13 protein-coding genes and 2 pseudogenes are annotated in these 14214 nt (G+C 58.9%); 2 read left to right on the forward strand and 13 right to left on the reverse strand.

Annotated features, from left to right (window positions below; genetic code table 11):
• Positions 1-720: 720 nt before the first annotated feature.
• Both nifA and QAZ47_RS05950 read left to right on the forward strand, forming a co-directional pair.
• Positions 721-1764 (forward strand): annotated as a pseudogene (gene nifA, locus QAZ47_RS05945) (nif-specific transcriptional activator NifA); the annotation flags it as partial.
• A 464-nt stretch (positions 1765-2228) separates the two neighbouring features.
• Entirely contained in the window at positions 2229-2795 is a 567-nt protein-coding gene (locus QAZ47_RS05950) for a sugar O-acetyltransferase (RefSeq protein ID WP_024505228.1), read from the forward strand.
• A gap of 307 nt (positions 2796-3102) precedes the next feature.
• Here QAZ47_RS05950 and QAZ47_RS05955 read toward each other — a convergent pair whose 3' ends face one another.
• The 13 genes and pseudogenes from QAZ47_RS05955 to nifS form a co-directional block, all read right to left on the reverse strand.
• A complete protein-coding gene (locus QAZ47_RS05955) occupies positions 3103-3996 on the reverse strand; it encodes an SIR2 family protein (protein ID WP_024505229.1) in 894 nt (297 codons plus the stop codon).
• A 34-nt stretch (positions 3997-4030) separates the two neighbouring features.
• Positions 4031-4243, reverse strand: coding sequence for a putative nitrogen fixation protein NifT (gene nifT / locus QAZ47_RS05960; RefSeq protein WP_024505230.1), 213 nt, complete (start codon positions 4241-4243; stop codon positions 4031-4033).
• Entirely contained in the window at positions 4240-4560 is a 321-nt protein-coding gene (locus QAZ47_RS05965) for a nitrogen fixation protein NifZ (protein WP_024505231.1), read from the reverse strand. Before QAZ47_RS05965 ends, nifT begins: the two co-directional genes overlap by 4 nt.
• Before the next feature lie 85 nt (positions 4561-4645).
• Positions 4646-4840: a 4Fe-4S binding protein gene (locus QAZ47_RS05970; RefSeq protein ID WP_024505232.1), complete on the reverse strand. Its 195-nt coding sequence runs from the start codon at positions 4838-4840 to the stop codon at positions 4646-4648.
• Positions 4841-4869: 29 nt separating this feature from the next.
• Positions 4870-6351 carry a nitrogenase cofactor biosynthesis protein NifB gene (gene nifB / locus QAZ47_RS05975; protein WP_063169393.1) on the reverse strand — a complete coding sequence of 494 codons (1482 nt, stop codon included), beginning with the start codon at positions 6349-6351 and terminating at the stop codon, positions 4870-4872.
• Positions 6352-6624: 273 nt separating this feature from the next.
• Positions 6625-6711: pseudogene (locus QAZ47_RS05980) on the reverse strand (helix-turn-helix domain-containing protein); the annotation flags it as partial.
• A gap of 691 nt (positions 6712-7402) precedes the next feature.
• Positions 7403-8119 (reverse strand): alpha/beta fold hydrolase, encoded by a 717-nt coding sequence (locus QAZ47_RS05985; protein WP_063169392.1) that lies wholly within the window; start codon positions 8117-8119, stop codon positions 7403-7405.
• Between the two features lie 255 nt (positions 8120-8374).
• A complete protein-coding gene (locus QAZ47_RS05990; protein ID WP_024505235.1) occupies positions 8375-8674 on the reverse strand; it encodes a ferredoxin family protein in 300 nt (99 codons plus the stop codon).
• Positions 8675-8686: 12 nt separating this feature from the next.
• A complete protein-coding gene (locus QAZ47_RS05995) occupies positions 8687-9991 on the reverse strand; it encodes an FAD-binding protein (protein WP_063169391.1) in 1305 nt (434 codons plus the stop codon).
• Positions 9992-10001: 10 nt separating this feature from the next.
• Entirely contained in the window at positions 10002-11111 is a 1110-nt protein-coding gene (locus QAZ47_RS06000; RefSeq protein ID WP_024505237.1) for an electron transfer flavoprotein subunit alpha/FixB family protein, read from the reverse strand.
• A 16-nt stretch (positions 11112-11127) separates the two neighbouring features.
• Positions 11128-11979, reverse strand: coding sequence for an electron transfer flavoprotein subunit beta/FixA family protein (locus QAZ47_RS06005; RefSeq protein ID WP_063169390.1), 852 nt, complete (start codon positions 11977-11979; stop codon positions 11128-11130).
• 188 nt (positions 11980-12167) lie between these two features.
• Complete coding sequence (gene nifW / locus QAZ47_RS06010; RefSeq protein ID WP_063169389.1) at positions 12168-12545, reverse strand: nitrogenase stabilizing/protective protein NifW; 378 nt, start codon at positions 12543-12545, stop codon at positions 12168-12170.
• Positions 12546-12724: 179 nt separating this feature from the next.
• Positions 12725-13936: a cysteine desulfurase NifS gene (nifS, locus tag QAZ47_RS06015; protein ID WP_063169388.1), complete on the reverse strand. Its 1212-nt coding sequence runs from the start codon at positions 13934-13936 to the stop codon at positions 12725-12727.
• Positions 13937-14214 lie beyond the last annotated feature (278 nt).

Genomic DNA, 14214 nt, shown 5'->3' on the forward strand with positions numbered 1-14214 from the left:
GGGGCGGGGCATTGTGATACAGGGAGGGCTGTGGGGTCCCTCCTTCTCGGCCTCGACGATGTGGGAGGAGCCTGTGCGGCGAAACGGGCTAGACGCCCCCAGGCCCAGAACTTGGGCGAAACCAACTCCCACCAAAGCACAGCCGCTTTAGTAGCCGAACAATGAAGCCTCGCTCGACGAGCCGCCGCCTCTACTGTCAGCGGCATCACGCGGTTGAAGCGAACAGCGCAGCGGCTACTGTTTCCCGCACAACTCGGACGGCAATTGGGACAAGTCCGCACATGTCGTCACGTAAGCTGAACGCCGCAGGTACAGCCAAATTGGGGGCGGGGCGTTTCTGCCGTTTTGATAGAATTCTATCAAACTGACAATTTTCCTTGCACGAATGCAAGGAGAGCTCGATTGACTCCCCTCCTTTCTTGTCAAGGATGGGTTTGCAGGCTGCGGTGCGGCAGAAGCCGGACAGAACGGCGACCGGTCGAGTAAAGGCCTGCGCAAACAAGCGCGCATATTGCGGGCGCCCGCACGGAGGAGAAGACGCTCGTCCTGGTGAAAGACAACGATGCTCAGGCGCCATTGCCATTTGCCGAGGGGGTCCGCGCGCCGGAAATTTCGAAGCAACAAAGGTGAGATCGAGAATGATGATGGCGAAATACAACACAGCTCACCGTCCAGTGCAGTTCTACCGGCGGGTGGCGGAGTGGGATGGGCTGCCAAATGGAACGTAAAAAGATCAGCAAGGAGATGCTTGGCGATAGTCAGGCGCTGCGCAAGCTGCGTGAGCACCTTGTCAAGGTGGCCAAGGCGAAGACTACGGTCCTGTTGCGAGGTGAATCCGGAACCGGCAAGGAGCTGGTTGCCAAAGCCATTCACGAGCTCTCGCCTCGCGCCAAGCAGCCCTTCATCAAGGTCAATTGCGCGGCGCTCACCGAGACGCTTCTGGAATCTGACTTGTTCGGTCATGAGAAGGGTGCCTTCACCGACGCGAGCAGTTTGCGCAAGGGGCGCTTTGAGGCTGCCGACAAAGGCACATTGTTTCTGGACGAGATTGGCGAAATATCAGGTTCGTTCCAGGCTAAGCTGCTGCGTGTCCTGCAGGAGCAGGAGTTTGAGCGCGTCGGCAGCAACCACACCATTAAAGTTGATGTTCGCGTGATTGCCGCAACGAACAGGGACTTGGAAACGGCAGTTCAACGCAAGGAGTTCCGGCAAGACCTCTATTATCGCATCAACGTCGTCACTTTACGCGTGCCGGCATTGCGCGAAAGGCGAGGTGATATTCCGCTCTTGGCCGCTCAGTTTCTCAAGAATTTCAATACTGAGAATGATCACACGCTGACCTTCGCTCCCGAAGCGATTGAGGTGCTAATGAACTGCGAATTTCCAGGTAACATCCGAGAGCTCGAAAACTGCGTTCAACGGACGGCAGTTCTGGCGACGGGTCCATCAATCCTCAGAACTGACTTTGCCTGTTACGCGGATCAGTGCTTGGCCGCGGCGCTGTGGAAGAACGGACAGCCGACGTCAGAGAAGTCGACTACGATCGAGCCTTCCGCCGCCTGTGCCGCCCCGCCCGTCGGCGACGGGCAAGCGCCGATAGGCCCTGCCACGACTCGTGGTAGGGTGCCCGATGCCGATACGGTCATTGCTGCCATGGAAAAGTGTGGCTGGGTGCAGGCAAAGGCGGCGCGCCTGCTCGGTTTGACCCCGCGCCAGATCGGCTACGTGCTGAGAAAACGCGGTATCGAGATCAAGCGTCTCTGAAACAACCCGCCGAGCAAGAGCTGGAGCAGGTCAAGCATTGGTGCTCTGGCGCCGAGCCCATCGGCCAGGCTTACGAAGTGGGTGTGAACAGCGCTGCCAAGATTCCGGCCGTGTGCTTTCTACCACCAGTCGTACTGGGGCTCTGCGACTGACAAACTAAAAAGGAGTAATCCTCTGGCGGGACCTGGTCGATACATTAGCTGATGGCTTACCGCTCGATATCACGCAATCTGAGATGGGCATGAAAGTGAGTTCGACCGCTGGACAGTTGCCGACTTCGTCAGGTATTGGCCCCTGCGACCGGTTGATCTCCGATATCCAAATTCTTGGAAGTTGGTCGAGACGAAACTGTCGCCCCGGCTCGTGACCGACCGCGCGCCCGGCAAGATCGAGTTACAAAGTTGCCGAGGCAGTTTGATGTGCGTTCCTGCATCACTGTACGGGACACGACCTGACGGGAGACTATGATGCGTAGCCAAAAAGAAAAGATGCTCGCAGGCGAGTTTTACAATGCGGCGGATCCGGAGATCCAAGCTGACCTGTTGGCAACCGGGGCTTGGCTCAAGCGGTACAATGATACGCTGGGGCAGACCACGGGGCATTGGCATGAGCTTTTGTCCGAGCGGCTGGGAGAGGTTGGGCGCGGAACGGTCATCCGTCCGCCCTTTTTTTGCGACTACGGATTCAATATCCGCATTGGAGCCAATGCCTACATCAACTTCAACTGCGTTATTCTTGACGTGGTAGAGGTCAAAATCGGGCAAGGAACGGCAATTGGGCCTGCTGTGCAGATTTATACCGCCGATCATCCACATGATGCCGAGCAGCGGCAGGCCGGCCTGCAGGTCGGGCGTCCTGTTCACATTGGCAGCCGTGTCTGGATCGGCGGTGGAGCAATCATTCTGCCTGGCGTCACGATTGGTGATAATGCAGTGGTAGGCGCTGGCTGCGTGGTCACACGAGATGTTCCCGCCGGGGCAAAGGTAGTGGGAATTCCTGCTCGCGTGGCCGACCCACATAAACAGGCATAATCAACCTCGTTGACCCTGGAGGTGCATGCGAACTGTCGAAACTGTGCCGAATTTTTGTCGAAGCCATTGAGCGCTGCATATGTTGTCGCGACTCGGGCGCTTCAGTTCTTTTGCCACGGGGGTCACAAGATCATGTGCGTAATGCCGCCGCAACGTGCTCACGTCCCGCAGCAGCGGACCCTTTCACATGGCCCAACGAATTCAGAGCCTACGTTGTGCTGCCACTAGCATTACTGCTCACGAATGTATTCCCAACTGAGTTTTCGCCCTTGGAGGCAAGCAGCGACTCACCAGCAATCGCCGGCCATTAATCCTGGCTAGCATCGACCCCGACGAGGCGAGCCGCGGCGTTGCGGATCGGCATGTCGATGACCGTGATTGCGCCTTCGGCAAGGAAACGACGTTCGTTTCTGGTCAGCGTAGCCGAATCGATCACCGCAAAATGTGGGCCAGTGGAGCGCTTCATCAGCTGTCTGGCATATGTGCGCAGCATCTGATCGTTGAAGCGGCAGCCCACGAAGAAAAAACCCCGGTTGACGCGCCGTTGCTTCACCGCGTCCGGGATCGGCGTCTGGATATCAATTTCGGTTAGGACTTCGACGTAATCGGAATCAGCCACGAGGAAGTTTGCCGCCGGCCTGACGCTGCCGTGCGGCGCATAGAGCACCGTCCTAGCCACTTGTTCGGCCTCGAGTTCTGTTCCTGACAAATCGTAAGTTCTCGTCCAGATGTTACCGATTCCGGTCGCGCGCGTCGTTCCTTGTATCTCGACAACGTCTGTTTGGCCGGCCTCTGCAAGGGCTGCTCGCATGGCGCCATCGTACCAGCTGTCGATGATGACAGACAGTTGAAGGGTTGCGAGCCAGGCGTGAAGAACGGTCGGCTCGGCGGGGGCTGCGAATATCTCCGCCATCCACGCTTGGAGAGTCCGACGATGTCGGCGCTGCTCGATAAACTGCGCGACCGACCACATATTGGTGCGAATCCTGGAAGGGGCAGGCGCCCGCTTGTTGAGGGCCGCGGCGACATCTTCAGGGGTGCAAGGTACAGGGGATTCCGGTGGGTTAAGCTGCAGAAGACCAGGACCGAGATAGGGGATCACTCGATCGGCCTTGAGAGCGCCGTTCAGCAGGTCAATCAGTTTTTTGGCAAAACTGCCCCGGACGACGACGAGATGGTCCCAGCTCAGCATCGTGTTCATACGCGTTTCCTCTCCGCCACTGAACCCACCGGCATCAGGCCCCGTCGGAAATCTTCATCGCCTCGACGGTGATCGGCAAACGCGTGTCGCGCGGAAGGTCGGGCAGCATGAGCCGCCAACCGTTCCTGAGCGTCACGGTCCCGCCCCATAAGTCAGCGTTCTCAATCTCGGTGATCGGCTCTTCGAGATCCTTCTTGGGGACATAAGCCGACAAGCCAGTAGCGGTCCTGCGAATCATTACTTTCATCCGGCTGTTCCCCCGTTGGAAATGCCTTCAGCTCCGCAGGGAACCTCGACTTTGTCGAGGCTAATGAGTTCGCGCGCTCGCATGCCGACGACCGTGCCACGATCGATCCATTCGACCGCATAGATGAAGAATTGCTGGAGAAAGGTTCCAATGTCGCGCACGTAGCCTTCGTCGCCCTTCCGCACGAGGTTTTCGCCGATCTCCTTGCCGGGATAGGTGCCGTCGTTTTTTATGTGGCGTATCGCACGGACCCGCTCACCCTGCATGAACCGTGGCGGTCTGCCGATTTCGACCTCCTGTTCGCGTCTGGACCACATGCTGTCCATTCCTTTCTCGAGGCTTTTGTTGTGGTCGCGGGTTGCAGGCGTCGTCGTGCGGCGAACCCGACCGTTTCGGTAGGAATCAAGCGGGAACGCAGGTTTTCGGTACCGGACAGACCGACACGCATTGCTGCGTATCGAAGGCCTCCTTGCATTCGGTGCACTTGTTTGGATCGATCACATAGGCGTCGCCCTTGAACTTGATCGCTTCCGAAGGACATTCGAACTCGCAGGCCCCGCATTGGGTACATTGGGATGCGATGATCTTTAAAGCCATTCTAACTCCTGGTTATCGGACGAGACGGCTCAGGCCGTCGCCGCTAGTGGTCTGATCCCAAACTCTGCCGCGTAAAGTGCGCTGACTGCGGTCTCGATGTAGTCATGGCCATAGGCGTCGGTTACGCGCAGTCCAACTCGCGAGAGTTGTTCCTTCGGGCGATTTCCGATCTTGGCGCATAGCACTATGTGTATGCCTTCGAGCGCTGCGATGACGCCCTCGAGGATGGCGTCTTCGCCCCCGCCTCCGAGGCAATACCGCTCGACCTTCCGATGCCCGACCAAGCTGATCCCTCTAGGCGAGACTTCATAAACCTGGAATTCCTTCGCGTGGCCGAAGTGTTCGTTGACCCGTCCACCTCCCTTAGTGGCCACCGCAACCAGAAGCGACTTTTCGGAGTCTGTTGCCTTGACCATACCGATGGCCTCGCTCCTCGCCGCCTCATGATCACGGCGCTCGTGTGCGACCACCTGCCGATAGGCCTGACGCTTGCCAGCATCGTAGGCGACATCGTCGGGAATACCGTCCAGCGTGAATTCCTGGCCACGATCTTCACCGAGCAGGCCGACAGCATCTGCCCGGCACTGCCGGCAGTGGCGCATCAACTTGGCGCCACCTTCAAGTCGATCCTGAAGAGCCATCATCTCCGTTGCCGTTGGGCCGCGCTGCCCGATGAGTCCGTAGTGGGTACCGTGCGCCGGGTCCGAAATCAGAGGCATCACGTTGTGCAGAAACGCGCCCCGCTCCCTGACCATTTTGTTCACCTCAAACAGGTGCTGGTCGTTCACTCCAGGAATCATCACCGAGTTGATTTTGGTGAGGATGCCGCGCGCGCTCAGCATCTCCAGGCCCAGCATCTGCCGCGCGTGCAAGATTCGAGCGGCTTCGATGCCGAAGTAGCGGCGATTTTCATAAAAGATCCATGGATAGATCTTCGCGCCGACTTCCGGGTCGACCATGTTGATGGTGATCGTCACGTGATCAACATTCATTTCGGCAAGCTCGGCGACATGGTCCGGCAGCACGAGCCCATTAGTGGAGACGCACAGCTTTATGTCGGGGATTTCCCTGATGACGCGGTCGAACGTTGCCTTCGTTTTCTCCCAATCGTAACAGGCATCCCCCGGCCCAGCGATGCCAAGAACCGAAAGCTGCGGAACTTTGTTGGCAACGGCGATGACCTTGCGTAGCGCTTGGTCGGGCGTCAACTTCTCAGACACAACACCAGGCCGGCTCTCGTTGGCGCAATCGTATTTGCGATTGCAATAGTTGCACTGGACATTGCAAGCCGGCGCGACCGCCACATGCATACGCGCGAAATAATGATGCGCTTCCTCCGAAAAGCAGGGGTGATCCTTGATCCTTTCCCAAATAGCCGGATCCTCTTCGCCCGGGCTGGTCGGCGACGAGCCGTAGGAAGACGATGCGCAGCCACCGGATTTCGCGGCTGCCAGAAGACCCTCGGATGTCGTGCTAGTCGGCCCCTCAATCGAAACTGTCGGTGAGGACATCAAACGGCTCCGTTGCTGGTAACGTCGCGGTTCAAGGTGCAAGAGCCATACCAACTGAAAAAAGCGGCTTCAGTTCACTATTCGGGTCGATATCGCATTGTGTCAGGCCGGCGCGACACAATTTTGTCCTGCTTGCGACAGTGCAAGTCCAAATCCGTTCAGAAGCACGAAGCACTCCTTGTCGCGCACAGGGCGCGCAAGACCACTGGCCTGACGATTGGCTCATCAGGCTCTTAGAAGTTCCTTCACCTCGATACTATGCCGGCGTATCGCCTAGCCGACTTGTCGCAGCTTGAGGCCGAGAATTCGAGCCGCATTAGCCTGAACCCAGCCGGCCTTCTCCATTGTGTCGATCAGCCGTCACGCTTCGTCCGCCGCGGTCCCAGCCCCCGTCCGGCCGTATCGTTAGAATCGCAAGTGGCCATCTCGTGTTCAGGCGGGCGCCGATGCGCCGAACCGGCATCGTGCTGGCCCGTGAGAGCTCGTCGATGACATTGCCACGTTCCGAAAGATTGGTTCCTTCCAGAGGAGAACGCCAAGCACGCAGTTCTCCGGCTCGCGGACGTTGCCGGGGAAATAGCATTGCGAGATCAGCTCAACTGCCGACGGCGCAAAGCCATGGTTCTCCATATTTCAAGGGTAAGCGCTGTGTCCTTCCAGGAGGACCCGCGATCTGTGGGCCTGCCGATTCTGAGGTGGATCGGAGATCGGCTTGTGTCTGAACTTGAACTTACGATTGACCCTGAGCGGCAGCCTCGGCGTTTTCGAGGGTGATCAACGGCGCTGTTGGTCGGCGGCATTGGTCGATGGACGACAAGGCACGGAGTCATCTCCGAGACCCTGGAGCCGACGCGGTGATCTCGGAGGTTGCCCGGCGCTACGGGCTGCGGCCGCGGCGGAACGCTCGCAAGCTTGCGACGTCGGCAGGACAGGCCACTCCCGCCTAGTGGTTTCGGTGGCGCCACCGGAACGACCCGTTGGGCCTACATCCTTGCACCAGAGCTCAAGGCCACGGCCTGAGAATCGGCCGCCGCTCCCCCTACTTGGTTCCTCAGCCGACAGCGCTAAGAAGGAGAGCAACTTCCGTCGGCGCGAGGATCATTGCGTCGTGGCCAGTGGCGAGTTCCTGCCACGCCCAGCCATCCTGCTTCGCGACCCATTCTCGCGCTCCCGCCATCGGCGGGTGGAGTGGATTAGTGCAGACGACATAGGTTCGGGGTCTGCCGTTGCCGAGCGGGTGCTCGAGCTTAAGTCCGCTTTCGTAGGTGCCTGCCGGATGCGGTGTTATCCGGCGCCGCACCCAGTCCGTGAGCGAGTGTCCCTCGGGAGTGCCGAATGCTGTTGGCGGCGGAGTCGGCATGAAGATACCCCGTCCTTCCTCCGCAACCAATTTTCGACGGGCGGCGACGATGTCGGGGGGCATGGTGCTGAATACACTTTGACCGCTCTCGACGATGGCGCCGTCGAGATAAACGAGATGGCTGATATGGTCGGGTATCCGGTCGGCGGCGCCGGTGATGCTGATGCCGCCTAGACTGTGACCGACAAGGATCACATCGCTCAGCTCTTCCGTTACAATGTGGTTGACGATGTCGGTCACGAATGTGTCGGGCGTGATGTCCTTGCACAGCAAACGTGCGCGTTCGCCGACACCTGTCTGGGTAGGCGTGGTCACGTGGCATCCCATCTTGCGAAGATTGGCGGCGACGTCCCGCCAACACCATCCGCCATGCCAGGCACCATGCACTAGCACATACGTCTTTATCATGGATTGTGCCGTTCCATTTGCTCACCGGCCGTTGTGGCTGCCATCCGGCACGATGGCCGGACATTGTCCAAAGGGGCTCGACCACGTTACCGGTGGTAAGTCCGGCACAGGCGCCCCGTGGCCTGAGGATACCCCTACCAAGTCGAGGAAACTTGAATTGCGAAACCCAATATTCACTAGCTCTTTGCAAGTGGATGGAGAGGCTCATGGTGTGCCGCAGTTGCTCGCTGCCGGCATGCTCTTGGCACCGGCTGATCATCCGAACTTGAACAGGACACCAAAGCCGCCGCGCGGATAGTTCCACTCGATGTCGCCGCCTTTCTCGCACAATATCCGGCAGGTGCCGCATTCCATGCAGCCGTCGGCGGTGATCTCGACTTGACCCTTGTCATTCAACTCATAGCATTTCGCCGGACAGACGTAGGTCAACGCAAGCAAGTTCGCGCTTGGCTTGTCGTGCGGTCGCACTATGATATGGGGGCGGCCGGAATCGACCAGATAGCGGTTCTGGTAAAGTTTGTCCTCGACACGAACCTTCGTCACTGCGATCGTCATCTTGTACCCTCTTCAGCGCCATGCCAATGCCAGGCGGACCGCGTCGCTGACCAACCCCCAGCGCGAGCGCGCGTTGATGAAGGCGGCCGTGGTGTTCTTTTCCTTCTCGATCTTCGGCGTGCCGTCGACACGCATGAAGGTCTGAGCGGCATGCGACATCAACCGCGGATAGCTGTCAAAAAAGTTGCTGGAATTGGTGTGGAGTAAGGCTGGCATGTCCTTGTATTTCTTAAGATCCTTGATCACAAAGGAGTCATCCAGCATCGTCTTGTAGAGCGCAAGGTTCGCTTTGGTCATAGGACCGTTGCGGCTTTTGACTTTGATGATCGCCTCAGCCGCGACACGACCCGAGGTCATGGCAAGGTTCGAACCCTCACGGTGAATGGCATTGTTCAGTTGCGCTGCGTCGCCGACGATGACCCAACCGTCGCCGAATAGCTGCGGAATGGCCCTGTAACCACCTTCGGGGATAAGATGGGCGGCATATTCTTTCACCTCCGAGCCAGCGATCAGCGGCCGGATCGAAGGATGGTTTTTCATCGCATCCAGGAGGGCGGACGGGCTCTCCATCGTCGCGGCGAAATCCGAGACCAGGCAGCCGATGCCGAGTGAAATCGACTCCTTATTGGTGTAAAGGAAGCCGAGCCCGGCCATGCTGCGAGAGATCGTGCCCACGGCCTCGATTACGCAGCCTTCATCGCCCTTCACCCCGAACCGCTGGCCAATGACCTCTTCGGGCAAGAAATGCATTTCCTTGACGGCAATCGCCACGGTCTCCGGCTTCGGCATCTCGCGCAGGCCTGCGCGAGTGCCAAGCAATCCCGACACCCCTTCTGCGAGAACGACCACATTCGCGAAGACCACTCCGCCAGCCCGGTCTGTGCGGACGCCGATCACCTTGCCATTGCCATCACGGACGAGTTCCGTCGCGGTCGTCTCACACAGGACCGTCGCGCCAGCCTCGCGCACCTTGCGGGAAAACCATTTGTCGAACTGGGCGCGGATGATCGTGTAGCGGTTGGGTTTCGCCTCATTGAAGTCGTCCGACCGGTAATGAATTCCGGTGTGAGACGTGTCGTCCATCACCCAAAGTCGCTGTTCGACCAGGTGCCGCTCGAGGGGCGCATCATCCCGGAAGTCCGGGATGATCTTCTCCAGCATGTTCGCGTACATTATGGCACCCTGGACGTTCTTAGAGCCCGGATATTCCCCGCGCTCCAACTGCAGGACCTTCAGCCCCTGGCTTGCCAAAGTGTAAGCAGCTGCGTTTCCAGACATGCCGGCTCCGACCACAATGGCATCGAATTGTTCAATCATGTCCTCTCCCTCAACTCGCAAGCTTGTCTCGACTGTGCGGCGACAGCCGCCGGGTGAAGGCTTCCGTCAGTGCGGGCAGGAAGCGGATTGCATCCGTGACGATCCCGAGGTGGGCGAACTCGAAAATCGGCGCGTTCGGATCGGTGTTGATCGCGACGATGAGATCGGCCCCCTCGACCCCAACTCGGTGCTGGATGGCGCCGGAAATTCCGGCCGCGATGTAAAGCTTCGGTCGAATGGTCTTGCCAGTTTGTCCAATCTGTCGATCAGCCGGCATCCAGCCCTTCTGGACCAAGGGGCGCGAACAGCCATGCTCGGCGCCGATCGCTCGGGCAAGATTCTTCACAAGCTGAAGGTTCTCCGCCGCTCCGAGACCGAGGCCTCCCGCAACCACGACATCCGCATAGGCAAGATTTGCCATTGCCGACTGGTTATCCGGTAGGAAGCCGAGGACTTTGGTGACGATATCGTCCTCAACGAGCGACAGCTTGTGCCGCATGACACGCCCGACCGGCTTATCCACCCGTTGCGGCATAGGCATGACCCTTGGTCGCACCGTCGCCATTTGCGGCCGGTAATTTAGTGTATAGATCGTACACAACAATGAGCCACCAAAAGTCGGACGGGTCGCGGCGAGTGAACCGTCGGAATCTACATCAAGTTCGGTGCAGTCGGCCGTGAGCCCCGTCTGCAGGGTCGTCGCTACCGAGCCTGCAAGATCCCTGCCCAGTGTGGTCGCGCCGAGAAGGAGGATTTCGGGTTTATGGGTATTGACCAGATCCGTGAGCGCCTTGGCGAACGGCTCGTTCCGGTAGTCGGCGAGCGGCGGCGCATCGACGATGTAGACAAGATCCGCCCCGTAAGCGAAGGCCTCGGCAACAGCGTCCTCGACCATCTCGCCCGGCGGTCCCAGCACGACGCCCGCGAGCTGGACTTCAAGCTTGTCGGCTAATTTGCGGCCTTCGCCCAGCAGTTCGAATGATACAGGATGCACATTGCCGCGTTCGAGCTCGAGGAAGACCCACACGTGCCGGTAGTCTTTGAAACGGTCGGGAAGTTCTTTCTTTACACCGGCACGGCCGGGGGCAATGCGAGGGGTAGTTTGGCTTGCGGTCGACATTTTCTGCTCCTGGCCGTCACGTGCCGCTGTTGAAGGCCAGCTCATGTTCCAGCGCCGGCCGGCGGGTTAAGATATCGGCGATGAGTTCATCGGCTATGTCCTGCAAGCCCCTTTCCGCGGTGTCGATCTGCGCCGCCCTTTCTGCCCGTGCGGTGGGGGCGAAAACACGCTTGACGACTGTAGGCGAGCCACGCAGACCGCACCGGGTGAGATCGTCAATGCCGGCGTCGGCTGCAGTCCACTTCACGACTTGGCTGCGCGCCGCGCACAGAGCCTGCTGGAGCGAGCCCCGGCGGATTTCGTTGGTGTCTTCCAGCATGGTAATGAGGCAAGGGAGTCTGCTCTTCAGCAACTGGGTGCCGCCTTCGGCGCGACGAGCGACTTCGATCTCTCGCGTATCGAGATCGATGGAGGCAATCTTCGCGACATAGGTAAGTTGCGATAAATCTAGGCGCTTGGCTATGCCCGGTCCGACCTGGGCGGTATCGCCGTCAATCGTCTGCTTGCCGGTGAAGACGATGTCCGGCCTGCCGAAAGTCTCCCCAATTTTTGCGATTGCTTGCGAAAGAGCAAAGGAAGTCGCCAGCGTATCGGATCCGGCAAAATAGCGGTCCGTCAAGAGAACTGCTCGGTCAGCACCGTAACCGAGCGCCTTTCGCAGCGAGTCCTCCGCCATGGGCGGACCCATTGTGAGCACAGTAACCTCGCCACCATGAACGTCGCGCAGTTTGAGCGCTTCTTCGAGGGCGAACAGGTCGTAAGGATTGATGATGGTCGGAACACCCTGACGCATGATCGTGTTCGTCACCGGGTGCACGCGGATCTGTGCCGAATCCGGCACCTGCTTGATGCAGACTACGATATGCATTGGCGGTTTCTCTAAGCTCCCAGTCCGGATTCGTGCTTGGCGGTTCACCTCATTGCCTGCATCGTTCATGCCAAGTCGTCTTCCTGCCTCTATTCCAGAAGGTGGCTTCGTTTGCTTCCGAGGAGGCGTCATGAGGACTGGATTTGTCGACTTCTCGACATTGTCGCGTCGCAGCCGTGTCGGGCTCATTACTTTCCGAACCGCTTCAGTGCAGAGTCGAGCGGGACGAAGGCGCGGCCAGGTGCGGGACATATGTTTGGATCGTGGTCCCTTAGCACCTTGAACACACGTTGCGTGAGCGGCGAGGAAGTCGCGAAATCTTCGTAGGCGCGTTCCAGCTTGGCGCGCACCCGCGCGGCGATTACCTGGTTAGGCAGACCGGAGAAATCTTCTTCGGCAAGGTATTGGCCCACGCGCTTCATGATATGGAGCCGCGAGACATTCATCACTTTCGGGTCGTAGGAGACGTCAAGGCAGGCGAAGAAGTCCTCCGCGGCCGACAGGCCCTTCAGTCGCGCTAGGATATCGGTGCGATCGATCGGGCGGCTATCAGCGGAGCAGTTCATTGTATTCTCCCGGCGCGAAATTGTGGTGTCGATGCATTGGTGACATTGCTGACGGCGTGCCGACCTCTGGCACGGCGGCTGGGCAAGAGACTTGGCGATCTCAAGCTTTTCTGAAGTGGTGAAGGCGACCCCGAGTTTAACTGCTCTCCTTGCGCAGGGTCGTCACGTTGAGGAAGACCTCACGGCTCGTCGGCTATTGTGCCGCTCGGACCCGGGCCGGAATGAAGCTGTTCTGCACCTCGCCCGCACAGTCCAGCACTGGGAACGGCCCGTAGCTTCTCGGTGATCGCAGGCAGGACCTCAAGCACGCGGTCTACGTCATCTTCGCCGTTGTCACGCGACAAGGAGAAGCGGACTGCCCCACATGCCGCGTTCATAGCGATCAGAACATGGCTCGGTTCCAGTGAGCCAGAGGCACAGGCGGACCCGGCGGAACAGGCGATTCCCAGCCGGCTCAGGACAATTGGAATTGCATCGCCTTCGATACCTTCGAATCCAATGTTTGCAGTGTTTGGCAATCGCTCTTGCGGATCGCCGTTGATGGATGTGTTTGGGATGCGCTGGATGATCCCGTTCTCAAGGCGGTCGCGCAACCATTTTATTCGTTTTGTCTCGTCCATGAATTTCAAGGCGAGTTCGGCCGCCATGCCCAGTCCGACTATGCCGGGTGTGTTTTCAGTGCCTGCACGCCGGTCGCGCTCTTGGTGCCCACCCTTGATCATGGAGGAGAAGCGCACGCCACGTCTTACATAAAGCGCGCCTATCCCCTTTGGACCATGCAGCTTGTGGGCGGAGAGCGACAGCATGTCGATCGCGGTCGATTTCAGCTCAATCGGAAGCCTTCCGACCGCCTGCACTGCATCAGTGTGGAAAAGCGCGCCGACTTCCCTGGCTAGATCGGCAAGCTTAACCACGGGAAAGATCGTACCGGTCTCATTGTTCGCCCACATTATCGAGACGATTGCCACTTGTGGGGTGAGGGCGGTTCTGTAGGCGTCCAGGTCGAGCCGGCCGTAGTGATCGACTGGGATAATGTGCACCTTGACGCCGCGCGTCTTCTCAAGGTGCGCGCACAACTTCAGAACGGCCGGATGTTCAACCGCGGAAGTCACTATTTCCGTTCGGTCGGGCATCACCTCCAGCGCCGAAAGGATGGCTGTACTGTCGCTTTCAGTCCCGCCCGAGGTGAAGATGATCTCGTCCTCGAATCCCGCGCCGATGAGGGCTTGCAACTGTTGCCTCGCCTTTCTCACGGCTTCAGCAACCGATGCGCCATAGGCGTGCATGGACGAATGATTGCCAAATTGCTCCGTAAAGAAAGGCAACATCGCTCCAACGACTGCAGGATCAACCCGCGTCGTTGCGTTGTTGTCGAGATAGACAGGGTTCATGGGAGTGATCCTTCAACTGCTGAAATGATTCAAGGGTAGTCGGGCCATTGAACCTCTGGCGCATATCGTATCTGGTAAGGTGGGCGGCCGGGGGAGCGATGGCTTGGCTGACCGGTCGCTGTCGACATTGCCCTTTGGTGGCGGCATCCGCCGGGAATTCAGCTGTTTCGGGCAATTTTGTTTGCTTGCCCACGGCAACGATCGATGATCGCGATTTGGTGCATCACCGAACGCAATTGTTCCGGGCCGACAGTGCGTGTCGGCCGGTTCCAGAGCGC

The organism is Mesorhizobium sp. WSM4904 (genome assembly GCF_029674545.1).
Lineage (GTDB): Bacteria > Pseudomonadota > Alphaproteobacteria > Rhizobiales > Rhizobiaceae > Mesorhizobium.